Source organism: Paenibacillus popilliae ATCC 14706 (assembly GCF_000315235.1).
Taxonomy (GTDB): Bacteria; Bacillota; Bacilli; order Paenibacillales; family Paenibacillaceae; genus Paenibacillus_B; species Paenibacillus_B popilliae.
In genome coordinates, this window is sequence record NZ_BALG01000031.1 from 14,135 (window position 1) to 38,506 (window position 24,372).

Sequence of the window (24,372 nt, forward strand, 5' to 3'; positions counted from 1 at the left end):
GGCTATAGTATTGGTATTTCACTCTAAATTTAACACCCTTATTTCGTACCGAACAACCTATCGCCCGCATCGCCCAATCCCGGCACGATGTAGCCGTGATCATCGAGACGCTCGTCTTGCGCAGCCAAATAAATATCGACGTCAGGATGCGCATCCTGAACCGCCTTAACCCCTTCCGGCGCCGCGATGAGGCACATCAGCTTCATCTGGGTGCATTCGCGCTTTTTCAACGCATCAATGGCAGCAATCGCCGATCCGCCGGTCGCCAACATCGGATCGATAACGATAAGCGCCCGCTCACGCACATCGGTCGGCAGCTTCGTGTAGTATTCAACAGGCTTCAATGTCTCTGGATCGCGGAATAATCCGACATGTCCGATCTTGGCCCCCGGAATCAGCTTCACTACCCCTTCCACCATGCCTAGGCCAGCCCGCAGAATCGGAATCAAGCCAAGCATGCGGCCGGAAATGACCTTGCACTCCGTCTCCGCTACTGGCGTCTCCACTATGGATGTCTGCAGCGGAAGTTCACGCGTAATTTCATACGCCATGAGTGTCGCAACCTCGTCAACCAACTCGCGGAAATCTTTCGTATTCGTGCGCTTGTCACGAATCAGTGTCAATTTGTGTTGAATCAAAGGATGATCGCAAATGATCAATTTGCCCATATCACATGTCCCTCCGCTTTATACTCTTGTTGCTTCCTGGATAATGTCCAGCGATTCATATTCATCGTCAAACAGGCCTATTATAACATTCCCGCCTTGTAACTGCACGTTTTCGAAATTACCGACGCAGGAAAATCCGGACTGCCTATTATCATGACAGGTTAATATTTTATCGTCTGATATAGCGGGTATTGCGCCGTCAGTTCCCGTACCTTTCGGCGCGCTGTCGCCAGCGTTGCTTCATCGGCCGGATTTTTCAGCGTCATGGCAATCACCTTGCCGATCGTGCGCATCGCTTGGACATCCATGCCGCGCGACGTGGCAGCCGGCGTGCCGATGCGGATGCCGCTCGTAATGAACGGACTTGTCGGATCGAATGGAATCGCGTTTTTATTCACGGTAATGCCCACGGAATCCAGCACCTTCTCCGCATCCTTGCCGGTAATGTTGACGCTGCGCGTATCCATCAGCATCAGATGATTGTCGGTGCCGCCGGATACGATGTTCAGTCCTTCTTCGATCAGAGTGGCCGCCAGCGCTTGCGCGTTCTCGATGACCTGTGCCGTATATTGCTTGAAGGATGGCTGCAGGGCTTCGCCCAACGCGACGGCCTTAGATGCAATCACATGCATGAGCGGACCGCCTTGCGTGCCTGGGAAAACGGCTTTGTCAATCGCTTGCGCCCAGGACGAACGGCACAGAATCATCCCGCCGCGCGGACCGCGAAGCGTCTTGTGCGTCGTCGTCGTCACGAAGTGCGCATGCGGGACCGGGCTCGGATGCAAACCCGTGGCCACAAGACCGGCGATATGCGCCATATCGACCATGAACAGCGCGCCTACGTCATTGGCGATGGAGCCAAGCGCTTCGAAGTCGATGATGCGAGGGTAGGCGCTGGCGCCGGCAACGATCATTTTGGGACGATGTGTGAACGCGGCCTTGCGCACCTTGTCATAATCAATGAGGAAGGTGTCTTCTTCTACGCCATAGGCTACGAAGTGATACAGCAAGCCCGAAGCATTCACCGGACTGCCGTGCGTCAAGTGGCCGCCATGTGCCAGATTCATGCCAAGGACCGTGTCTCCCGGCTTCAGGGCTGCCAGATAGACCGCCATGTTCGCCTGTGCGCCGGAGTGTGGCTGCACATTCGCATGCTCGGCCCCGAACAGCTCCTTCGCACGGTTGCGCGCAATGTCCTCGACGATATCGACATGCTCGCAGCCTCCGTAGTAGCGCTTGCCCGGATAGCCTTCCGCATATTTATTCGTCAGGACGGTCCCCATCGCTTCCATGACCGCTTCACTTACGATATTTTCCGAGGCGATAAGCTCGATATTGTTCCGCTGACGCTGCAACTCCAAGTCCATCGCTTTCAACACTTCCGGATCCGATTGTCGTACATATTCTACCATTGGCCAAGCCCTCCCATTTCATCCTTCATCATCATTCAGAGATCAACCTTGCGAACATAAGCCGCGAGCGGCGTCAATCGCATGAGGTTCCGCTATCGTCCAGCAGGCAATAGATCGCCCGCTCGCCGCCGATCAGCTTCGGTCGCGTCGCCGCCATCGTCACCCTAGCGCTGCCGATGAAGCGGAGCTCCGTTCGCAGCGGGACGGCCACGCGGCGCAAATGCATGCCGATCAGCGTCTCGCCGATATCGATGCCGGCATGCGCCTCAATCGACTCGGCCAGACACGCGTCCGGCAGCAAGCGGTACGCCTGCGCCGCCATTGAACCGCCCGCATGCGGGACAGGCACCGCGGCGACCTCCTCCAGCCGGAATTGCTCCAGCGTGCGGCGCTCCACCACTAGCGCGCGGTTCAGGTGCTCACAGCATTGAAAAGCGAGCTGCAGGCCGAACTCGGTCCGCAGCACATTCAGCCCGTCGAACAGCATGCGGGCAACGTCAAGCGTGCCGGCAGTGCCGATCCGCGCGCCAGCCACCTCGCTTGTACTGCAGCCGATAACGACCAATTGGCCCGGGGCAAGTCCCGCTGCAGCGGCCAATTCCCGGGCGGCCTGCTCAGCCTGTCGCTCATAAGAAGAACTCATGTCGCTTCCTCCTTCATGATGCGCTACGGCGCCAGGTTGTACTTGCACTCGGCTTCCTCGATCTTGCGGATGCGGCCTGCATGGCGCTCCCCTCGACTGAATTCCGTGCCGAGCCAGACGCGGATGATCTCTTCCGCCAGGCCAGGACCGACGATCCGTTCCCCCATGGCGAGCACGTTCGAATCATTATGCTCCCGGGTCGCCTTCGCGCTGAACAGATCGTGCACGAGCGCGCAGCGTACGCCAGGCACCTTGTTTGCGGCGATGGACATGCCAATCCCGGTCCCGCAGATGAGAATTCCGCGTTCGGCTTCGCCGGCGGCCACCTTCTTGGCGACAGGCACGGCATAATCCGGATAATCGACCGAATCCGTGCAATGACAGCCGAAATCTTCCACCTCATGCCCCAGTTCCCGAATTACTGCGATAATGCCATCCTTCAGCTTCACACCGGCATGATCCGCTCCAATTGCAATCTTCATTATGTTCCCTCCATCCCATCATTCCCTGAGCGAGGCCGAAGCCCCATCAGGAAACAATATGCTGTCTGTCCATTATAACCAATTTTCGAATCGTTGGCCCGCGTCTTCCCTATCATTTTGCATCGAAGCGAATGCGTTCGTACGAGTTTTACTGTGCAAAACTTACTGCGCGCAAGATTCGATGCCGTGTTCCTTCCTTTTCACTTCGTGATCAAAAGCGGGCTTTTTGAACTGCCTCTCAAAAAAGAAAAAGAGCATAGCATGGCCGCAAACCATACATTGCTCTTTCGCCCAGGCGACCGGCCGTATATCACTCGATGCTCCACTGTGGTTCTCCCACTTCCGTCGCCAGTTGCAACGAGCGCCGTTCATCTCATTCCGATATTAATGGATGCGCTGCGGAAATGCAATTACCTTGTGTCAGGCAGGGCCAGCTTGTCCACCACGACGAGCAGCGCCTCCCGAATCTGCATCGCGGTCATCCGGTATTCCTCCAGCGAACCGCCGAACGGATCCGCAACATCCGGATTCGGGCAGATCCGCTCCAGTTCGGCCAGCTCCGCCCGCTCCTCTGGCGTCGGCTCCTGACCCAGCTCCTGCTTCATCTGCAGCTTGGCGGCCAGCTCTTGCAGCCGATCTCGCTCCCCGGAACCGCCTTCCCCCAGTTTCGCGTACTCCCTTATCGTATATGTCTTGTCGGCCGCTGCGGGGAATCGCTGCAACACATGGCGCTTATGGCTGACCGTCAGCGTCAAGATGAGATCGGCCCAAGCCACATCCGCTTCGCTCAGCGCCCTCGCAGCAAACGTTCCGTATCCCGCAATATGATGCTCCTTCAACACGGCAGCGGCATAATCCGACATCGGCGTTCCGTCCCATGCCGATACGCCCGCGGACTTGACCTCCATCTCCAGCCCCCGATCGGCGGCCAATTGGCGGAGCATCGCTTCCGCCATCGGACTGCGGCAGGTGTTGCCTGTACATACGAATAATATCCGGTTCATAGGCCGTCACTCCTTTGGATGGTATATAAATGTCGTACCCGAATACGTCCGGACTCACAGCTCATCCGTTACGGCAGTAAAAAGAGAATGCCGAAGGTGAGTAGAATCGCTCCTCCGACCGCTTCTCCGTATTCGCCGATGGTGGCCCCGACCCGCTGGCCAAGCACCAATCCCATGACGGACATCGCTCCCCCGGCCAGGCCGAAGGCAACAATAGTCACCATAAGGTTCGTATGGAACATGCCCAGTGACACGCCGACGGAAAATGAATCAACGCTTACACTCCCAGCAAACAGCAGCATTCCCCAGCTCGACATCGCATAGAGAGTGCCCGAAGGCCCGTTCTGAAAAGAGCTAAAGATCATATGTCCGCCCAGCAAAATGAGCAGTGCGCCGGCGGCCATCACCGCCACATGTCCAAGAATAGAGCTGATATAATGGCCCGTCAAGACGCCAAGCAGCGGCATCCCGACATGGAACAGTGCGATAATTCCGCTGATGTGGAGCATCTCCGCCGCCCGTACCCCTCTCATGCCGAGACCTAGACAAAGTGAAAAGGCGTCAAAACCAAGTGCCACGGCCATGACGACGATTGTAATCCACTGGCCTGCCGGTACTGCCGTCTCCCACATCGCGTTCTCCCCTTGTCCATCGTCTGGGATCAGCGTATGCGAACATGGAGGCAATGATGACAAGTCCTTCAACAAGGCGCGAGACGTAACGGCTAGCGGCTATCCTAGCCGTTCAGCAGCGGATCATGCGATGCCCGGCGGCCTTCAGCAACCGGTTCATGACCGCCAATCCGATCCCTTCGGTAGAGCAAGCCTCCGCCATGATGAAGCTGACCCCTTCCTCATCGAAGCGGCGCAGCCCTTCGTACAGCCGGTGCGCCGCCTCCTCCGGCGCGGACACGCTGCCCAACGGCACGACGACATCCGCGCGGTAGACCGCGGCATGCTCGGTGAAAGCGAGCACACCGGTGCGCTCTCCACGCTGCCGGGCGGCGTCGAGCTCCGCCTGAATGCGGCAGAGCGCGGCTTCCGTCGAGAAGCTCTGCACGATCGCGAGCGTGCCTTGCGGCGCATAATGGGCATATTTCATGCCCGGGGAGCGCGGCGCCAGCGCTTCACCAGCTTCCTGCGCGGCGGAAGCCACCAGCCCGCCGTCCGGATCGACAGCCGGGTCGATCGTGAGCGCGGCGGCAATCTCACGCAGCATGGCGGTCGTCACGCCGCCGGGGCGCAGAACATGAATGCGGTCGCCGTGCAGTTCCACGACGGTCGATTCGACGCCGACGCCGGTCGGGCCGCCGTCGACGATGCCCCCGATGCGGCCGTCCAGATCCTCGGCGACATGCCCGGCCCGCGTCGGGCTTGGGCGGCCGGAACGGTTCGCGCTCGGAGCGGCCACCGGACAAGCAGCGGCACGGATCAAGGCCAGCGCCGTACGATGGGCCGGCATGCGGACGCCGACCGTGTCGAGGCCGGCCGTCACCCGCGGCGAGACGGCTCCGGGGCACGCCGGCAGTACGATCGTAAGCGGGCCGGGCCAGAACCGCTCCATTAGGCGGCGCGCCGTCCTGCCGAACGGCTCGACCAGTTCATCCAGCATCGCCATATCGGCGATATGGACGATGAGCGGATTGTCGGACGGGCGCCCCTTGGCGGCGAAGATGCGTTCGACGGCCTGCGTATCGCGCGCGTTGGCGCCGAGGCCGTAGACCGTCTCGGTCGGAAAGGCGACCGTGCCGCCGGCGGCAAGCAGGGCCGCCGCCTCCATAATAGCCGGCTGTTCCTCCAGCGGCCGCTCCGCGTCGACCGTCCAGTGCTTCGTGGCTTCACCCTCGCAGCCGACAGCCGCTTCCGCAGGCTGGTCGGTAAGCTTCGGCTCATTGAATGGATTCATGACGTTCATTCCTTATTCTCTCAGATGGGGATCAACGCAAGAAAGATGCCAAAAGAGCTCCGGCATCTCCCCGTCCATCCCGTCGAATTGATGTCTTCTTCTAGTTGTATCATAATTGCCGAGAGCTCGTCTACATGCGGCGCTGCCCGGCCGGCCCGCAATGGACGGCAACGATACCAAGCCGATTGCGAACCAATTGCAGGCAGAGGAAGCAGAGGAACCTATAATTAACCGATAAGAGCATTCCACACCTCTGCCAGCCATTGGAACAAGCTTATCAATATATCCCATAAAAAGAAGCGCACTTCCGTCCCGCCATCCGCACTTGGCTCCGCCCCCACAGCGACTGATCCACCGGCAGCCCCGACCGTTTTACTTGCCCCGTCCGCCGGAGCTCCATCCTGCCTCTCCGCTGCCGATGAGACGCCTTCGCTTTCAGTACCGGAATCCGCCTTCGCCTGGCCCGTATCGCCGTCAATGAAGCAGAGCGGCGGGAACAGAACGCACCACCAGTTCTGGCCTTCCCCCGCGCCCAGCGCAACGAGCAGCGACTCGTACATGCCCGCCGGATAAATCTGGCCGCCGTACAGCTTCGCTGGGAACGGCGCCTCGCCCAGTGTCAGCTTCGCCGTATACGGTATGCCTGCCTCCGCCAGCGTCCGGCTGACCGTGTTCTCCAGCTCTTCGAGATGGACGGCGATGAATTCCCGGGCTTCCTTCCGCGTCTGCGGAGGGGCTTGCTGCCGCAGCCAGCCGTTCAATTGCTCGACAACGCGATCCCGCACCAGCAGCTTCGCCCGCTGGTCGTCGTCCGTGTCTGAATTCGCCAGCACGCGCAGCCGAATCGCATCCTCGGGTATCGCCGCTACCGTCGTCTGTCCGGCTTCCGCCGCTGTCATTCCTGCCTTTACAGCCGCCGTACGGCCTTGATCCCAACGCATCCACGTCCCAGCGGCGACGATGGCCAGCACGAGACCGAGTACGAACATCCGTGATTTCATGTTCTTCTACTCCTTGTGAGGTTGGGCGCGCCTCTTGCCTATCAGTATGTCCGGCAACGGCAGGATTAAACGTCCGCATTTCACGATTCATAGAATAAAAAATAGAGTCCCGCCCCCAAGGGGTGCCTGTGAGACAGGCCGCGAAGGGAGAGGAACTCTATCAATAATGAACATGATTATCTAGCGATTTACTCGCTCATAGGCACGTATTGGGAGCTGCTCTGGCCCGCAACACTCAGCGGCCGGCCGTGCCGTCTTCCGCTTCAACTACGGCCAGTCGGCTCTTCATCGTCCGGCTGCATGGCGCGCACGCCAATGACATGGCGCTCAATTCCGGCCAGATCCGGCACGACGACGAGCCGTTCCCCGTAGCCTGCCGCCTCTAGCAGCGCGGCTACGTCGCGGGCTTGGCCCTGGCCGACCTCGAAGCCGATAAGGCGCGGCGGGCAGTCCAGCAAGGGCAGCATGGCGACAATGCGGCGATACGGGTCGAGCCCGTCCGCACCGCCGTCCAGCGCCATGCGTGGCTCATAATCCCGCACCTCGCGCATAAGCCCGCCAATCTCGGCGGCCGGGATATACGGCGGGTTGGACACAAGCACGTCCAGGCGGCCGCCGGCGAGCGGGGCCAGCAGGTCGCCCTCGCGCCAGGTCAGACGCCCCGCCACGCCGAGCTGCTCGGCGTTGGATTGCGCCATGCGGAGCGCCGCCGGCGAGATGTCGGTCGCCGTCACCTGCCAGGACGGCCGCAGATGCGCCAGCGTGCAGGCGATGGCACCGCTGCCGGTGCCGATGTCGGCCGCCCGCAGCGCGGTCCCGGCCAGCCAGAGGCGATCCGCTTCGGCAGCGATCGCCTCCACCAGCATCTCCGTCTCCGGACGCGGAATCAGCACATCCGGAGACACTGCGAACGGCAGGCCGTAGAAATGCTGTTCCCCGACAATATATTGGGTCGGCTCGCCTCCGGCCCGCCGTTCAATCGCGGCCTCGTACGGACGGCAGGCCGCTTCGGGCATCGGATCGGGCAGCCGCACGAGATAGGCCGCACGATTCCAGCCGAGCACATGGCGCAGCAGCAGCTCCGCATGATGCGGCGCATTCTCCACCCCGCTTGTCTCCAAAAAAGAAGAAGCCTGTACCCAGGCTTCTCTTATCGTTAATGGCCAGGCTATGCGGAAAAAGCCTTGTGCCCCCTGCTTCGATCCGTCGGACTGGCTCATGCGTGATTCTCCCGCTCCATCCGCTCGGCCTGTTCGGTCAGTGTCAGCGCCTGTATAATCTCTTCCACATCTCCGTTCATCACCTGATCCAGCTTGTGCAGCGTCAGACCGATGCGGTGATCCGTCACGCGACTCTGCGGGAAGTTGTACGTCCGGATGCGCTCGCTGCGATCGCCGGTGCCGACCTTGCTTTTCCGTTCGCCTGCGTATTTCGCTTCCTCTTCCTGCCGCTTGATATCATATATCCGGGCCCGCAGCACTTGAAGGGCCTTCTCTTTGTTGTCGTTCTGGGATTTGCCGTCCTGACAGGTCGCCACGATGCCTGTCGGAATGTGGGTTACCCGCACGGCTGACTTGGTCGTGTTGACGGATTGCCCGCCGGCACCGGACGAACAGAATGTATCGACCCGAATGTCCTTGTCGAGAATCTCCACGTCCACTTCATCGATCTCCGGCATGACGGCGACGGTAGAGGTCGAAGTGTGAATACGGCCGCCTGATTCCGTCGCCGGAATGCGCTGCACGCGATGCGCGCCGCTCTCGTATTTCAGCTTGCTGTAAGCGCCCTTGCCGGAGACGAGGAAGATAACTTCCTTGAATCCACCCAGATCGCTGATATTGGCTTCCATCAGCACCGTGCGCCAGCCCTGGGCATCGGCGTAGCGCGTATACATGCGGTATAGATCGGCCGCGAACAGCGCCGCTTCGTCGCCGCCGGCCGCGCCGCGAATCTCGACGATGACATTCTTGTCGTCGTTCGGGTCCTTCGGCAGCAGCAGCAGGCGGATGTGCTCCTCCAGCTTGACCTTGCGCTCCTCCAGTTCCTCGATTTCCATCTTCACCATTTCGCGCATGTCATCGTCCAGCTTTTCCTGCAGCATGGCTTTCGCTGTATCCAGCTCACTTTTTACGTTTTTGTATTCCATATAGGCTTCGTACGCAGGCTGCAAATCGGACTGTTCTTTCGAATAGTCACGCAGCTTCTTCGGATCGCTCGCTACATCCGGATCGCACAGCAATTCACTCAATTTGTCATAGCGATCCGCCAAAGATTGCAGACGGTCCAACATATCACGTTCACCTCTTTCTGATATTCAACAGCAATATGCCGCCGCCGGGCAATCAGCGCATGCTCTTATCTATACATTGAACCGGAAGTGCATGACGTCTCCGTCCTGCACGACGTATTCCTTGCCTTCCAGCCGCAGCTTGCCCTGCTCCTTCACGACGTTCATTGAACCGGCTGCGACCAGATCGTCATAAGACACCACTTCCGCTCGAATAAACCCGCGCTCAAAGTCGGTATGGATAACGCCCGCCGCCTGCGGCGCCTTCATGCCCTTGCGGATCGTCCACGCGCGCACTTCCTGCACGCCTGCGGTGAAGTACGTATACAGCCCAAGCAGGCGGTAAGCCGCCTTGATGAGCCGGTTCAGACCGGACTCTTCCAGCCCGAGCTCCTGCAGGAACATCTCCTTATCCTCGCCGTCCAGCTCCGCGATTTCCGCTTCGACCTTGGCACTGATCGGCACGACCTCCGCATTCTCTTTCGCCGCGAAATCGCGCACCTGCTGCACGTACGGATTGTTATCCGTATCCGCTATGCCATCCTCGCTCACGTTCGCCGCATAGAGCACCGGCTTCATCGTCAACAGATGCAGATCGCGCACGAGCAGTTTCTCGTCATCGGTTACATCCAGACTGCGAGCTGGCTGATCATGGTAAAGCGCTTCCTTGAGGCGCTCGAGCACTTCTGCCTCTTGAGCGAATTTCTTGTCACCGCTCTTCATGTTCTTCTTCGTCCGCTCAAGACGCTTCTCGACCGATTCGAGGTCCGCCAGAATCAGTTCCAAATTGATCGTCTGGATATCGCTAACCGGATTCACTTTGCCGTCCACGTGCGTAATGTTTTCATCCTCGAAGCAGCGGACGACGTGAACGATCGCGTCCACCTCGCGGATATGGGCCAGGAATTTGTTCCCGAGCCCTTCGCCCTTGCTCGCGCCGCGAACAAGGCCGGCAATATCGACGAATTCGAATGCCGTCGGCACCGTCTTGTTCGGCACGACGAGCTCGGTCAATTTATCCAGACGCTCATCGGGAACCGCCACCACGCCGACATTCGGATCGATCGTGCAGAACGGGTAATTAGCGGATTCCGCCCCTGCTTGCGTAATCGCATTGAACAACGTTGATTTGCCAACATTCGGCAGTCCGACGATACCAGCTTTCAAAGCCATTTATCATGACAACTCCTTCTTTCGATGTGCTTTATCCATAAGTGCATTGTGTCAGCAAGGTTCAAGGCCTGCCCTGTCATTGATCATTTACTGTAGAAAGGACGCAAAAATTCCTTAACCATTATAACCAACAACACAAAAAAAACCTAGTCATCGACTGGATTTTTTCCGAATTGCCTACATATTCCGGGTTCGACTCCCTTTTCGCGGTAAGTGGATAAGTCATCCGCCATCGGTGAAAAGTAAGAATCGGGCCTTGATTCCCGCCCATTCATTAGCTCAGGAAGAAAAGAGGTGCAAGACGATGGAAAACAAAACGCATCGCGGCAACTACAAAGGCACGACGAAAATGAAAGCCCAAAACCAGGACATGGCCTTCGTAAACGATAACGTCGAAGAGGCCAAATCGATCAATCCGCTTCCCGACAGGCGGGCAAGGGACAAGTAAGGGATTCTCCATTGCGGCAACAGACCGCTACAGCTAATGGAAAGCGGGCCACCTCAGGCGGCCCTCCTAATCCGCAGCCGAAGAGGCCTAGGTAAGATGACGGTACAGGCTTCGTATGAGACGGCTTGCTCCATACCGCCCGGCATTCGGCATCTCCACCTGACACTGCAGGCATAGCTTGATTACTTTCGCGACGACGGGCGGCTCATTCTCAGGTTCGATCTCAGCCTCCGCGTCGCGCCCCCCCGCGAACAAGGAGGATAGCATCCCGTCCGCCACCAGCATCGGCCCATTCCAATTCCACTGCAGCCACTCTTCATCCCATCGCACCGTCGAGGCCCCGATTTCCCATACGACCTGACGGGAGCACTGGCGGTGCGCCTGAATGGTCCGTTCCAATGCCTTCATCCAAAAGTCGGCCCGCTCCTCGCGCGATGTGGATCGTGCAAGAGCCAGACATGCCGCCTGAGCACATACGGAAGAAATGGCGCCGTCAGCCCATGGGAATTGAATCCGGTCGAACCGGGGCAAGGCGCAGCCTTGAATCAGCAGCTCCCACTCGTATTGCCCCAGCGGCTCTTGCCCGGCCAGCACCATGCAGATGGAACGGACAGCTTCCTCCCTCACATCGTCGCGGTGTTGACCGAACGCAAGCGAAGGATTGAACGGCTTATGAAGCCGACGGCGGCAATCGGCAAGGGCTATCAGCCCGTTCAACCTAACGCGCTCCGAAGCCCCGTCCAGGGAAGCGTGAAGCAGCAGATCCTCCGCTTCCGGCGCTGCATCCTGCATCAAGTGAATAACATAGATGGCCTGAATCGCCGCCTGCTCGTCTTCATGCAGGAGGGCGGTCCAGTCTGCGAACCGATCCCGCAGGGCAACCAGCCACCGTGCGGCCAACTGTTCGGCTTCATTCTCCCCTGCCGCGTGCTGAATCCGGGCGTTCGGCGTGACGCCGAACGGAAGTCCGCGGGTCGCCGTCAGACGCAGCACCTGGGCGATGCCGTTCAAAATCGTCGCCTTGGCCACCGATTTGTTCTGCACGGTCAAAATATCGATCAGCGGATGAATCAGCCCGCAAACGGCGATATCCATCTCATTGCCGTCGCTGCATAATTGTTCGAATAGCGAATGGGCCGCATCTGCCGATTGCTCCCGCGAGCCGTTCTCTATCACATTGAGCAATTCGGGCATATAATCCCCAGAGCCGAACGCATGCAGCCATCCCGCTTCATAAGCCGTCCCCATTACTCTCTCCTCCAAATGCCTGCCCTTTCCATTAGGGCCGTGGTTTTAATTGCCATTATATCACTTCAGGCCCGGGAAGTTACTGAAAATATCGGAAAATGTCGAAAAAAATACCCGTTGGCCGTATCCCCTCCCAAAATGCATTGAACACCCGATGGAATCTGATTTGAACATACGAACAGTCCGGCCAGAATCACTCCGGCCGGACTGTCTCATTCCACGGTTACTCCGTTACTACAATTTGATAGGCAGGGCTTATCGGCGGCAGGGACAAGGTCATAATTTGCGAATGGAAGCCGATAATTTTTTGGCCAGCCTCTAGCTCACTTACCTTCAGCTCCTGGCCGTCCTTGGTCACAATCATCGTATCCTTGCTGACGGACAACACCATATCGTTACCGGTATTCCCGTCGGAATTCACATCCAGCCGAATCGACGCTCGATCTTCTTTTGCATTCACATCCAGAATCGTGCCTGTTTTACGAACTGTTTCTCCTTTGACCACGATGCTGGTTGCGTTGCTGATCGGGGGCAGGCTTCTCGTCATAGCCGGGCCGTAGCTTGCTTCTACAATGACATTGTCCTTGAGTGCATCGGCTGTCAGCTTGTTGCCCTCTTCGTCCTTGATGACGGTCTTGTCGGTAATGTTCAGAATAACCCGATTCTCGCCTAGCAGTTCGATGCGATCCTTGCTTGCGTCCACGATGATGCCATCCGTTTTCATTCCGTTCTTTTGCTCGTCATCGTTATTGCTCGGGCTCTCGACGACGATCTTTTCCGCCGTGCCTTGCGCCGGAATGCTGCGGGTCAGCTTCGGACCGTACCAAGCTGTCACCGTCCAGCCGTTTTTCACCGCTTGGTGCAATTGCGCCTTATTGCCGTTCTGATCCACGATTGCCGTGTCCTCCGTCAAGTATAGCTTCACCGTATCCTGCGCGTTGGCCTGCACTCCTTCGCCGACAACCGTGACGTAAGCACCGTCCTTATTGATGCGGATTTCTTCCATTGTGCCAGTCGTGGCGAGCCAGTCCTGTTGAATTGGCCGATCCATGTCCTCATGCTTGCTGTCTTTCTCGTAACGGTCTGCCTGTTGGTTGACGACTTGACCCATCACTCTGTTATTATTCTCTTGGGCCACCGCAGTCAACGGCATTGCCACCATCACAAGCATGCTTACAGTCATTATCATAGTTGTCCATGTACGCTTTTTCATCTGAATTCCTCCTCGTCGTGTCCTGTTGCCTCTAAGTTCGACGCTTCACCATTGCGAATCAGTTGGGTGAATTGCCGCGTTCATTGTTACAGACGGGCCCAGGTTGACAGATGTTGCACTTCGCCGTCGTTTTTTTTCGGAGCAAGGGACAAAGGATCAAAAACCGTCATAATATACCGATGGTGGAGAGGAAAATAAGAATAATCAAAATGGGCACTACATAGCGTATCATCGCTCCCCACATCCGTCCCATGAACGGACGGAGCCCGGCTTCCTCCTTGGCGCCGGTCCAGACGAAGCCGATCAGGAGCGTCACAAATAAGCCGCTTAACGGCAGCATAATATTGGAGGTGACGAAGTCGAGCCAATTGAACAGATTGCGGCCGCCCGGCTTCCAATCTGTCAATACGCCGCCGGCGGCCAGCGTCGCCGGGAGGGCGATAACATATACCGCGCCCATGACAAGCATCGTCGCCCAGCCGCGCTTTATCTGGAAGCGCCGGATAATGAAAGCCACCGGAACTTCGATCAGCGACAGACAAGATGTAAGTGCCGCGATGGCGAGCAGAATAAAGAATAGCCCGCCGAACCACTCGCCATACGGCATCGAGGCGAAAGCGGCGGGCAGGGCCGCGAAAACAAGGCCGGGCCCCGAATTCGGCGCGATTCCGAATGTGAAGATCGTCGGGAAAATAATGAGTCCGGCAATCAGCGCATACACCAGATCCCCGGCCCCAACCGCCAGAGTCGCCGTGGGCAGCGACTGATGTGAATCCACGTATGCGCCATACGTAATCATTGCTCCTACCCCGAGAGAAAGGGAGAAGAATGCAAGCCCAAGCGCCATCAACGCGGATTGAAACGTCAATTTTGAAAAATCGGGATACAAAAAGTAGGCTATCCCTTCGCCGGCACCTTCCAGCGTCAATGTCCATACCAGCATGACCAGCAAAATGAGCAGAAGTCCGGGGATGACGATTTTATTGAATTTCTCAAGCCCTCCCGTAATGCCGCGGGCAATGATGTAGCCAGTCAGCAGAAGCACGGCCAACTGCCACAGAACAGGCCCCCAGCCAGCGGTGAAGGCCAAGAAATGCCCTTCATAATCCGGATCGGTATACAAGACTCCCGTCACCGATTCGAAGGCATAATGAAGTGTCCAGCCTGCAATCGTGCTATAATACGTTAAAATAAGAAAGGGAGAAAGCACTGCGATAAATCCGATCGCGCCCCAGCCTCTCTTCCCGGACAGCTTGCGGAAGGCCGTGACCGGATCCCCCCTGCCTGCCCGGCCGACCGTCAGCTCGCCCAGCAGCACCGGAAGCCCGACGACCAAGAGACACAGGACGAATAGAAGGAAAAAAGCGCCCCCCCCATTTTGGCCGGTGACATAGGGGAACTTCCACATGTTGCCCAGCCCTACCGAGCTGCCGATGGCCGCTAGAATAAACCCAGAAGAGCTGCTGAATTGATCTTTGTTTCCGTCTGTACGATGATAGGTTGATTTTCGTTGTCTTGACATGCGTACCTTATTGCACCCCTTGATCTGCGCTGGATTGCACCACTTGCTCTGCGCTGTTTTCTTTATAGGTTAACCGCAAACACTGATTACTGCAATACTTGTATCCAATACAATAGGCTCCTCCCGAGAGGTGAGTCTATCCGGTTTCAGCCCACCGATTGCCTCAGGCGAAGGGATGCTAGCATGTCCCGCCGGGTCGGATGCGTCGTATAGTTTTATAAATGAAGAAGATTGTAATCGGCATAAGGGACATATATTTCATCGACAGTGTCAATACGCGCAACTCCATTCTCTAATGGCAGCTTATTTCAGTACCCGCAAATTCGAATTGCGGCGATTCAAGCGGATAAGACCAAGCACGGCCGAGATGCCCAGCACCAAATGAACAGCGATGTTGGCCAAGGTCGAAGCAACGAATTGAAGCCACATTTTGTCCGGTGCCTCTCCCAGCAAATATACATCCATGATGCTGGACAGTCCACAGCCGACAGCTAGCGCCAGCGAGCCGGTGATGGCGAGCATCCAGATGGCGCCCTTCGTCGAACGGCCTTCGTTGACATCAAAAGATTTGTTTATGTAGATGAGACCCATTCCGAATCCGGAAATCGCGGTTCCAAGCACCCATGTCCACCAGATCTCGCCACCACCCCAAGTCAAATCGGCAATGATATGACCGATGGCCCCGCTCAACAGGCCAGTGATCGGACCGAACATCGCGCCGAAAACAGTCAGAATCGCAATGGCCGGGCGCAGGCCCGTCTGCAGCACCATCGGAATCGTAATGGTGGTCAGTAAGTCGTACAATGCCGCTCCAATCCCGATGGCAACCACCGTTTTGGTGCTGAAGTTGAACATCAATTGTTTCATGCTTCAACCCTTCTTTCCTTGTTTTATATGTATCGACCTTCACCCGTTCGGCAGTCTTATGAGAGTGATATGCCTGAAATCCGAACATTAATTGTGATTCCGTTAGCCGCAGATTGGGCGTCGCTCCGAGCTTGGAGGGCCGGGAGCACAAAAGAGGCCACAGGTTCGGGTTCTGTGGCCGCTGGATCCATTATAGCAGAGCTTTCCTAATTTGGCATCAATCGATTGGTGGCGCGCAGTTCCCGAATGCTGCCCGCTCCAATGCCGAACATGACGATGCGAAGCTCCAGCTCCACCTGTGCCAGCACCTCGTCTACCGCCTCCTCCGAATCGGCGGCGGCGGCCAGCAGGAAGCGGCCAAATCCGGCCAGATCCGCGCCGAGCACCAGCGCCTTCGCCGCATCGACGCCGGTACGCAGTCCGCCACTTGCGATAAGTGGCTGGTGCGGCAGCTCCGCCCGGATAAGCCGGATGCTCTCCGCCGTCGGAATTCCCCAGTCGGCGAAGGCTTCGGCCGCACGGCGGCGTATCGGGTCGGCCGCGCGCAGCTTCTCAACCTGGCTCCACGACGTGCCGCCCGCGCCGGCCGCGTCGATGAATGCCGCACCGGCATCGGCGAGCTGCCGCGCGGTATCGCCGGCGATTCCCCAGCCGACCTCCTTGATGCCAACGGGTACGTCCAGCCGACAGCATAATTCTTCAATACGACGCAGCAATCCTGCGAAGTTGACGTCTCCCTCAGGCTGGAACACTTCCTGCAACGCGTTCAGATGGAGAATTAAGCCGTCCGCTTTCACCAGTTCCACGGCGCGGCAGCATTCCTCGATCCCCATCCCCATGTTCAACTGAACGGCTCCGATATTCGAATAGATCGGCACCGTCGGCGCGATATCCCGAATCCGAAATGTGCCCGATAGTCTCGGGTTCTCCACCGCCGCCCGTACGGAGCCTACGCCCATCGCCCAGCCCCGCGCCTCCGCCACTGCGGCCAGTCGGCGGTTGATCGGGGCAGCTATACTACTGCCCCCGGTCATCGAGCTGATAAGGAAAGGCGTGCGAATCCGCTTGCCCAGCCATTCCGTCGCCAGATCGATCTCACGGAAATCCAGCTCGGGCATCGCCTGATGAAGAAAGCGGTAACGTTCGAGCCCCGTCGTGACTCCGATGCCATTTACCGCTTCCTCCAAACATATGCGAACATGCTCCGTCTTGCGCTGCTCGGTTGCTCCTCTAGGAGCTGGCTGCCGTTCCTCCATTGTGAACCTCCTTCATCGTCTTCGGCGATTTCCAGCATCATTAGCATAGCAAAACTGGACGCTGTCGTATACGTTCATCTATTTTAAAAAAAGGCCTCCGAACCAGGAAGGCTTCCCTTCCGGTTCAAAGACCTTACAGACTTGTGTTAGCGATTCAGCCAAGCCCTGTGCGCGAAGCCATCCAACTCGCGGCTACGGCATCTGGCATAACTCCGGCTGAGCGGAATCGGCCGCACCGGAACCCGAGTTTTCGCCGAAAATCTCCTTCTTCAGCCGGATGCCCGTCGGCGTCGCCGCCAGACCGCCAAGCGCCGTCTCCTTCATCGTCATCGGCATGCTTTGTCCAACGTGGAACATCGCTTCAATGACTTCATCACACGGAATGAGGCTCTCCACTCCGGCCAGTGCCATATCGGCTGCTACCATCGCATTGGATGCCCCCAAGGCGTTGCGCTTCACGCACGGCACCTCCACCAACCCGGCGACCGGGTCGCAGACAAGGCCGAGCATATTTTTTAGCGCGATCGCCATCGCATTCGCCGCCTGCTGCGGCGTGCCCCCGGCCAGCTCGGTTATGGCCGCCGCCGCCATGCCCGCCGCCGAGCCAACCTCAGCTTGGCAGCCGCCAGCCGCCCCGCTGATAGATGCATTGTTCGCCACCACGAGACCAAACGCGCCAGCCGTGAACAGAAATTCCACCATCTGCTCTCGTGTTGGGTTCAGCTTCTCCTTGAGCGCGAACAGCGTCCCGGGCACCACTCCTGCGGCGCCGGCCGTTGGCGTCGCACAGATAAGACCCATCGCCGCGTTCACTTCATTGGTCGCTATCGCCTTGCCGACCGCATCGAGCAGCGTGCGGCCGCTTAATGCTTTGCCGGAGGCGACATATTGCTGGACTTTCACGGCGTCTCCGCCCGTCAGGCCCGAGTGGGACTTCACGCCGGACAGCCCCCGTGCGACCGCCTGCTCCATCACATCGAGATTGCGCTCCATCTGGGCGACGACCGCCTCGCGCGTCATCCGCTTCACTTCCATCTCTTGCTCTATCATTATGTGCGCCAATTTGCACGATCGTTCCTCTGCGAGCGCAACCAGCTCAGCCACATTGCGGAACATATTTCATCACCTCTCCCTTAGATTGGACAGCGCATCAGTCTTCCATGCAGAGCACGCGGTTTACGCCGGAAAGTCCGCGAATCTGCCCGAACATTGCCTCATCGATCATTTCGTCGGTCTCAATCACCATCAGCGCCATTTTGCCCTTTTCCTTGCGGCTGACCTCCATATGGCCGATGTTGACCCTGGCCTCGCTCAAAATCCGCGTCACCCCCGCAATAACGCCATAGCGGTCATCATTCAAGATGAGGATGGCCGGACACTGGCCGGTCAGCTTCAGCTTAAAGCCGTTCAGCTCGACAATCTCCACCTTCCCGCCGCCGATCGAGATACCGGTCACTTCCATATCCTCCTGGTCATCCGACAGACGGATGCGGGCCGTGTTCGGATGCTCCGACACCACATCTTCGGCCGTTATCTCGACCGTCATCCCAGCGTCCTCCGCCAGTTGGAGCGACTGCGGAAGCCGGGCGTCATTCGTATCAAAATCGAGCAGACCGGCCACGAGCGCGACATCCGTCGCATGGCCTTTATAAGTCTCTGCGAAGGAGCCGTACAGGTAAATATGCACCTTCTTCGGCTGTCTCCCGAATATGCTGCGGGCCAGGCGGCCAATCTTGGCAGCGCCCGCCGTATGTGAACTGGACGGTCCGACCATAATCGGACCAATGATGTCAAACACGCTGCGATATTTCACCGCTGTTCCTCCTTCTATGCGTATCCATAATCGAATCCGGCTCCGCACGCCATACGATAGAATACACGGCAGTGGACGTGTTCTATCGGGCAAATGTTAAAATGAAAGCACTTTAACCACCATCCTACCAATCCGGCAGCCAGAGGGCAAGCCCTTTTTCCGGCTTTATGTCTGTCTAGAGGGGATTTCGACATAAAAAAGACGATTTGCACGAACCAAAGCAGTTCGATTTAGGGGCTGATTAGGTACAGATGGACGACAGGAGCGGCGCCCGCCAATCGCGGCCCCACCGGGCTTCCGTCTCTGCCTACAGCAGTGGCGAGAACAAGCGGGCTGCTGACTCGAGGAAGCGGGTAATGACTTTTTTGTTGGCAAATTGGTCGTCCGAGATCGGCACGGCCGATTCCAAATCCTGCTCGAATTCCCGGCTCAGCCGTTCAACGCTCTCTGTACGGATAAGCAGTGCATTTACCTCGAAGTTAAGGTAGAAGCTGCGCATGTCCATGTTCGCAGTGCCGATCGTCGCTACTTCGCCGTCCACGATGATGAGCTTCGAATGGAGAAAGCCTTTTTCATATTCGTAGATTTGAACGCCAACCTCCAACAGACCAAGAAAATAGGAATGGGAGGCTAGAAACGGCAGCCATTTATCAGGCTTGCCCGGGAACAACAGCTTCACCTCGATGCCGCTCAAGGCCGCTACCCGCAGCGCGGTAAAAATATCCTCATCCGGAATGAAATACGGAGTCGCTATCCAGATCGAGCGTCGGGCCGAGGTCAGCATGGCAAAAAATAGGTTCTTCATCGTCTTGAATTCCTGATGTGGCCCGCTCGCGATCATCTGCACCGCGCCCACCGTGGCCTCTATCGGCTCAGGCTGGAGGTATTTCGTCCCATTGAGCGTGTCTCCGCTTGTATGGGCCCAGTCCTGCAGGAAAATGATCTGCAGCGTCCGCACCGCGTCGCCGCGCACGATCATGTGCGTATCCCGCCAGAAGCCGTACGTCTTATTGCGGCTCAAATATTCATCCCCAACATTGAGGCCGCCCATAAACGCCACATTGCCGTCGACGACAACGATCTTGCGGTGGTTCCGGTAATTGACCCGATTGGAGAAGATCGGGAACTTCACATGGCCGAAGACGGCCACCTGCACGCCGGCATTCCGAAGCTCCTGCAGGAAGGCTTTGCGCAGTTGCATGCTCCCGACCGCATCGATCATGAACCGGACCTCGACGCCGGCCCGGGCCTTGTCCATCAAAATCTGGGCAATGCGGCTTCCGATGTCGTCATCGCGGTATATGTAATATTCCATATGAATATGGTGCTCGGCCTGCTTCAGCTCTGCAAGCAATGCCCCGAACGTCTCTTTACCGTTATTCAGAATGCGCGTATCCGACGCAAACGAAATCGGACACTTGCTGATGCGGCTGGTTAGACGGAGCAGATGGCGCTGATCCGACGTCATGGGAGCCAGCGCCTCCTCCCGGATCTGCTTCGACTCCTTCTCTACGAAGGTATAGGTGCACTTGTCCTGCTGCGCTTTCCGGGTATACCGGCGACGCTTGCGGTAATTTTGGCCGAACAAGAGATAAAAGATGAAGCCGACGACAGGCACCACCGCCAGCACCAATATCCAAGCGACCGTGCTGGAAGGATGCCGGTTCTCCATAAAAATGATAATCGCCACCGATACAACAGCGAGCGTCATCATCATGCTCAGCGCCGTCGTGATATTTTGGCCAATCGTGCCATTCACATAATAACCAAATGCGAGGAACAAGATAAGAAACAATCCGACTTGCAGCGCTCTTCTCATGACGAGGCCCCCATTCACGCCATAACGGCGCGCTTCTCTCATAGGAATTTTTTGAAACATTGTGCCCGGCATGGGCCGCCATTTCCTCTTTTCCCTATTATATTCGGCAAGCGCTCGCTTAAATATGGGGGTGACATCCATGGAAATCTATAAAAAAGGCCTTTCCGCAGAAAGATCGTTTGTATCTGAATCAGTTCCAGTTCCTTGACCTGGTTCTGTATCTTGGCGGTACTTCCTGCGTGCCGCTGCTTACGCCGTCTCCCCGGCCTGCTCAGCCTCACTGCCCATGAACTCCACCAACAGCCGCCCGATCGCGCAGTAGAGCGGATGATCCGCATGCCGGGCCAAGTCTTCACCGAAGCGCGGAGCCCAACGCGTCAAATGATCCAGCACGAAGCGCCGCTGTCCGTCCATGTAACGGTGGTAACGCTCTGCGGTCATGACATTGTCGAGCATTTTGCCAATCAGGACGGCCATAAATTCCAGCTCGATGGCGATATGATCATCCGGCTCGCCGTTCATCTTCTTGAAGTAGAGGCTGAATTCGGCATAATGCTGCCTTACAATCTGAGCGTAGCTCTGCGGCAGCTTCTGTTCGTTGGCCCGGTACATCGTCTCACAAGGCGCGACAGGAAGTTGTCCCGAGCTTCCAAATAAGCGGCAATAGTCATCGCGCAAGGAAGAGAATATAGCGTACATTTGGCTTACCGACAAATTTTCCAACAACGCGTACAGGTCGCAGGCAGCCCCGGAATGGCGGCATAACCGCTTCATCCCTTCATGATTGCGCCATGACATCAAGATATCGAGCGTTGGCATATGACCCAAGTAGTCCGCCAGCAATTGATATGCCGCCATCCGCGTCTCCAGCCGTTCAACGGTCTCTTCATTCCACTGTGCCGGTCGATCTGCCGCTAACAACATGGCCTGTCCCCTCCATATGATGATGAATTCCCTTGCTTACCCATTATTGTCCCCTATCGGGAATTGGAAAGCTGTGACAAAATACAACTATTTCGTGCTTGAAAGCGGCGTGTGTGAATCTTGTGTGAACAGCGGCTCGCTGTACGCTTCGATTTGAGTCAACAAAAAAAGGGCCGCGCATAGCAGCCCTCTACTTCATCACCTGCAAATGTTTAGATCTCGGTTTTCTTTTTGTACAAAAACGGTTTCCCTTTATGGTCGCTGTTTATGTAATCCTATGTTCCTCATCCCGACTTGCAAGAGTCAGGCATTAGCGCTATGCATGCCATGGTCGTCGTACCTTCCGGACACCTACCGCATGAACGAATCTGCATTCATCATATACGTATACGTGCCCCATTCTGGCTGGCTAGGCGGGGTCTATTTGTCGTTCACAGTATCACCACCCACTACGATAGCCCCAGCTTAACTATTCAACGAAGACCAAAACTCTTCGAATTTATCTTCTATGTATTCGCAAATCAGCTCATCTGCTCCATCTTCTGCTTCATCCTCAAGAAACTCTTCATCTTCTAACCATTGATAGTAATGTTGCAATTCATGAGCTAAACTATGCAAAATCATTAAAATAGCATCTCTACGGCCATGTTCTTTTTCTAAGTCATAAAAATCACCGGTAGCAATTCGAATACGAGGTTCATCTTCTCTTTTACATAAACAGGCACTCTTTTAGGAAAATGATAATGACATCGTAACCATTTCGCAAAATGAACAAATGCTTTTTTTAAAACAACATCTACACCTTTATCAGAACGTATTCGTAATCCAGTTCTTTCTTCCAAAGTTTTTTAAACCCCTTCTATTTCTTCCCGCCCTTATGTTTTGGGCTAGGCGTATGCTTTTTCATAGGACGATTTGAATCTTTATTCGAACGACTTTTCCATTTTGAATTAGATCTTTGCTTTGTGTTCATTTCTCGACCTTGTTGCTTTCTATTAGGTTTTCCAATCGGGACTCCTCTTGACTCCATTAACGTAACACCAGTAGCTACGGTAAGGCCTGTGGTGATGATTTCAGCAACGCCCCATGCTAACGGAATGACAAACCCAAATCGCTTTTGTCTATTCCTTTCTGTTGGCTGTTCCAACCAAGATAACACGGTTCCGATAGAAACGTCGTATTCGTTAAACACGGTTTGACCTGTGTGCTTGTCTACGACCCGAATGTCAACCGTTCGAGGAGTTTCATGGTACTTTACATAGGTAGTGTAGTCCTCTTTGCTGATTCTGATATGTTTCTCATGAGCAACGGAATAGGAATGCTCAACTCCAACTTGCCCTGGGGAAGCATTAGAAACACCTGCCAACGATACAACCAATGAACATACTACCACAATTGACAACAACTTTTTAAGTATTTTCATCCTGTACCCTCCTAAAAATTTCAAGTTTCTTATTATAACATATATTACCATGCAAAAAATGGAGGTCAACTGCTGTATAACTCCGCTCCGGCCTCGCCGTCTGCAATTATCATATAAGCAGCGATATCGGCCAACATGGTACTTTTCCCATTCTATAGCTCCAATACAACTGGCTTACTTGCCCCATTCCCCTTTCGGATGATGAGCGGCTCGCTGTACGCTTCGATTTAAGTCAACAAAAAAGGGCCACGCATAGCAGCCCCTACTTCATCACCATAAAAAGCGGATAAACGCGTGTCGTAATGCCTGTAGATCGCAATGGTAGGCTCGCATACGTCCGTTTAAGGCATCAACCGACTGTGGTACCTTTTCCCAACTTGGGTTTGACCATCGCTCTCCTCGTTGAAATGTTGCTTCACGGTTATTCCTGAAAAACATCCCTTTTTTTCTTGTGAGTATATGGTATATTTACGTACATACAGCTTTGATAATACATCTAAAGAAAAAATAATAATGCGTTTGCTCAAGAAGTACCTGCAACAAAAGCTTCTGGAAAATCAGTTCAAACGAATGGGGAAGGAGAACGAGTAGCTTTCCCTAACAAAGAAAAATTGAAAGAAATACATCACCAAATGATTGATAGTATGATGAAAGACATTACAGAAACTTCTGAAATAAACAAAAGAGTAAAACGAAAAGTTCTAACAGATACAGGAGAACAATGGCGTACAGCGCGAGTCGGACAAAAGTTTACGAATGAGGCTCAATATTTTATATCTCCAGGATTAGATGTGATGAATCTTCAAACGGATTATAAAATTTACAGGAGACAGGCAGAAATAATCTCTACAAGTACTGCAGGAACCAAATCAGTGTGGCCAATAAATTTTTTGTCTCAAGAAAGCTCTATTGTAAGTAATAATGATAGAACCGTTTCTTCACGTGCCCAATTTACTGTTGCTATTACTGTTGCAGGAAAAGGAATAGGAGAAATAAGTAATCGTACTTATACGATTACTACTACCATTAAGGTTAAATATGCAGGAGACGGAGTTATTCATTTTACTGCACGCTCCGTAGTTCACAGTTAAAAAATAAAATAGAGTAGCACTGATGTGCTACTCTATTTTATTTAATTTCTTTTGTAGTTCAATCAAATCAACTTCTAATTTAGTAACTGTACATGCCAATAAACACTTCAAGAAAATGTAAACCAAAAAAACTGACAGTATCCCTATGCAGCTCTAAGCTGTGTTTGAATTTG

The 24,372-nt window shown here is 55.5% G+C and carries 24 protein-coding genes and 1 riboswitch; of the genes, 2 read left to right on the top strand and 22 right to left on the bottom strand.

Annotated features, from left to right (window positions below):
* Nucleotides 1-38: 38 nt before the first annotated feature.
* From upp to ychF, 11 genes are all read right to left on the bottom strand, one after another.
* Nucleotides 39-668, bottom strand: a complete 630-nt coding sequence (upp, locus tag PPOP_RS03845) for a uracil phosphoribosyltransferase (RefSeq protein ID WP_006284742.1) — start codon at nucleotides 666-668, stop codon at nucleotides 39-41.
* Between the two features lie 161 nt (nucleotides 669-829).
* Nucleotides 830-2,080, bottom strand: coding sequence for a serine hydroxymethyltransferase (locus tag PPOP_RS03850; protein ID WP_006284743.1), 1,251 nt, complete (start codon nucleotides 2,078-2,080; stop codon nucleotides 830-832).
* Between the two features lie 73 nt (nucleotides 2,081-2,153).
* Nucleotides 2,154-2,723: a TIGR01440 family protein gene (locus PPOP_RS03855; RefSeq protein WP_006284744.1), complete on the bottom strand. Its 570-nt coding sequence runs from the start codon at nucleotides 2,721-2,723 to the stop codon at nucleotides 2,154-2,156.
* Between the two features lie 23 nt (nucleotides 2,724-2,746).
* Nucleotides 2,747-3,205, bottom strand: coding sequence for a ribose 5-phosphate isomerase B (gene rpiB / locus PPOP_RS03860; protein WP_006284745.1), 459 nt, complete (start codon nucleotides 3,203-3,205; stop codon nucleotides 2,747-2,749).
* A gap of 282 nt (nucleotides 3,206-3,487) precedes the next feature.
* A riboswitch (ZMP/ZTP riboswitch) is annotated at nucleotides 3,488-3,571 on the bottom strand.
* A gap of 44 nt (nucleotides 3,572-3,615) precedes the next feature.
* Complete coding sequence (locus PPOP_RS03865) at nucleotides 3,616-4,209, bottom strand: low molecular weight protein arginine phosphatase (RefSeq protein WP_006284746.1); 594 nt, start codon at nucleotides 4,207-4,209, stop codon at nucleotides 3,616-3,618.
* Nucleotides 4,210-4,277: 68 nt separating this feature from the next.
* A complete protein-coding gene (locus PPOP_RS03870) occupies nucleotides 4,278-4,841 on the bottom strand; it encodes a manganese efflux pump MntP (protein WP_006284747.1) in 564 nt (187 codons plus the stop codon).
* A gap of 112 nt (nucleotides 4,842-4,953) precedes the next feature.
* Nucleotides 4,954-6,123, bottom strand: coding sequence for an L-threonylcarbamoyladenylate synthase (locus tag PPOP_RS03875; RefSeq protein WP_006284748.1), 1,170 nt, complete (start codon nucleotides 6,121-6,123; stop codon nucleotides 4,954-4,956).
* Between the two features lie 218 nt (nucleotides 6,124-6,341).
* The gene (gene spoIIR, locus PPOP_RS03880; RefSeq protein ID WP_006284749.1) at nucleotides 6,342-7,115 is read right to left on the bottom strand and encodes a stage II sporulation protein R; all 774 of its coding nucleotides are present in this window, start codon (nucleotides 7,113-7,115) and stop codon (nucleotides 6,342-6,344) included.
* A 263-nt stretch (nucleotides 7,116-7,378) separates the two neighbouring features.
* On the bottom strand, nucleotides 7,379-8,335 hold the full coding sequence (gene prmC / locus PPOP_RS03885; protein ID WP_042227341.1) for a peptide chain release factor N(5)-glutamine methyltransferase: 957 nt from the start codon (nucleotides 8,333-8,335) through the stop codon (nucleotides 7,379-7,381).
* Nucleotides 8,332-9,405 carry a peptide chain release factor 1 gene (gene prfA, locus PPOP_RS03890; protein ID WP_006284751.1) on the bottom strand — a complete coding sequence of 358 codons (1,074 nt, stop codon included), beginning with the start codon at nucleotides 9,403-9,405 and terminating at the stop codon, nucleotides 8,332-8,334. Before prfA ends, prmC begins: the two co-directional genes overlap by 4 nt.
* Before the next feature lie 69 nt (nucleotides 9,406-9,474).
* Nucleotides 9,475-10,575 carry a redox-regulated ATPase YchF gene (ychF, locus tag PPOP_RS03895; protein WP_006284752.1) on the bottom strand — a complete coding sequence of 367 codons (1,101 nt, stop codon included), beginning with the start codon at nucleotides 10,573-10,575 and terminating at the stop codon, nucleotides 9,475-9,477.
* 304 nt (nucleotides 10,576-10,879) lie between these two features.
* Here ychF and PPOP_RS23285 point away from each other — a divergent pair, with 304 nt between their 5' ends.
* The gene (locus PPOP_RS23285; RefSeq protein WP_199898941.1) at nucleotides 10,880-11,023 is read left to right on the top strand and encodes a hypothetical protein; all 144 of its coding nucleotides are present in this window, start codon (nucleotides 10,880-10,882) and stop codon (nucleotides 11,021-11,023) included.
* Between the two features lie 87 nt (nucleotides 11,024-11,110).
* On the opposite strand, the gene PPOP_RS03900 is transcribed toward PPOP_RS23285, so the two are convergent.
* The 11 genes from PPOP_RS03900 to PPOP_RS03950 form a co-directional block, all read right to left on the bottom strand.
* On the bottom strand, nucleotides 11,111-12,271 hold the full coding sequence (locus tag PPOP_RS03900; RefSeq protein ID WP_006284754.1) for a hypothetical protein: 1,161 nt from the start codon (nucleotides 12,269-12,271) through the stop codon (nucleotides 11,111-11,113).
* Nucleotides 12,272-12,494: 223 nt separating this feature from the next.
* Nucleotides 12,495-13,484: a hypothetical protein gene (locus PPOP_RS03905; protein ID WP_006284755.1), complete on the bottom strand. Its 990-nt coding sequence runs from the start codon at nucleotides 13,482-13,484 to the stop codon at nucleotides 12,495-12,497.
* Nucleotides 13,485-13,650: 166 nt separating this feature from the next.
* Nucleotides 13,651-15,006 (bottom strand): sodium-dependent transporter, encoded by a 1,356-nt coding sequence (locus PPOP_RS03910; protein ID WP_042227344.1) that lies wholly within the window; start codon nucleotides 15,004-15,006, stop codon nucleotides 13,651-13,653.
* Nucleotides 15,007-15,309: 303 nt separating this feature from the next.
* Entirely contained in the window at nucleotides 15,310-15,873 is a 564-nt protein-coding gene (locus PPOP_RS03915) for an ECF-type riboflavin transporter substrate-binding protein (RefSeq protein ID WP_006284757.1), read from the bottom strand.
* Between the two features lie 206 nt (nucleotides 15,874-16,079).
* On the bottom strand, nucleotides 16,080-17,129 hold the full coding sequence (fni, locus tag PPOP_RS03920; RefSeq protein ID WP_006284758.1) for a type 2 isopentenyl-diphosphate Delta-isomerase: 1,050 nt from the start codon (nucleotides 17,127-17,129) through the stop codon (nucleotides 16,080-16,082).
* A 192-nt stretch (nucleotides 17,130-17,321) separates the two neighbouring features.
* Complete coding sequence (sdaAA, locus tag PPOP_RS03925) at nucleotides 17,322-18,245, bottom strand: L-serine ammonia-lyase, iron-sulfur-dependent, subunit alpha (RefSeq protein WP_006284759.1); 924 nt, start codon at nucleotides 18,243-18,245, stop codon at nucleotides 17,322-17,324.
* 34 nt (nucleotides 18,246-18,279) lie between these two features.
* Nucleotides 18,280-18,942, bottom strand: a complete 663-nt coding sequence (gene sdaAB / locus PPOP_RS03930) for an L-serine ammonia-lyase, iron-sulfur-dependent subunit beta (protein ID WP_006284760.1) — start codon at nucleotides 18,940-18,942, stop codon at nucleotides 18,280-18,282.
* Between the two features lie 307 nt (nucleotides 18,943-19,249).
* The gene (cls, locus tag PPOP_RS03935; RefSeq protein WP_042227351.1) at nucleotides 19,250-20,761 is read right to left on the bottom strand and encodes a cardiolipin synthase; all 1,512 of its coding nucleotides are present in this window, start codon (nucleotides 20,759-20,761) and stop codon (nucleotides 19,250-19,252) included.
* Nucleotides 20,762-21,010: 249 nt separating this feature from the next.
* Complete coding sequence (locus tag PPOP_RS03940) at nucleotides 21,011-21,685, bottom strand: TorD/DmsD family molecular chaperone (RefSeq protein ID WP_006284762.1); 675 nt, start codon at nucleotides 21,683-21,685, stop codon at nucleotides 21,011-21,013.
* Between the two features lie 465 nt (nucleotides 21,686-22,150).
* The gene (locus tag PPOP_RS23810; RefSeq protein ID WP_006284763.1) at nucleotides 22,151-22,309 is read right to left on the bottom strand and encodes a hypothetical protein; all 159 of its coding nucleotides are present in this window, start codon (nucleotides 22,307-22,309) and stop codon (nucleotides 22,151-22,153) included.
* A gap of 235 nt (nucleotides 22,310-22,544) precedes the next feature.
* Nucleotides 22,545-23,108: a hypothetical protein gene (locus PPOP_RS03950; protein WP_006284764.1), complete on the bottom strand. Its 564-nt coding sequence runs from the start codon at nucleotides 23,106-23,108 to the stop codon at nucleotides 22,545-22,547.
* Nucleotides 23,109-23,740: 632 nt separating this feature from the next.
* On the opposite strand from PPOP_RS03950, the gene PPOP_RS03955 reads away from it, so the two are divergent.
* Entirely contained in the window at nucleotides 23,741-24,199 is a 459-nt protein-coding gene (locus PPOP_RS03955) for a hypothetical protein (protein ID WP_006284765.1), read from the top strand.
* The last annotated feature ends 173 nt before the right edge of the window (nucleotides 24,200-24,372 follow it).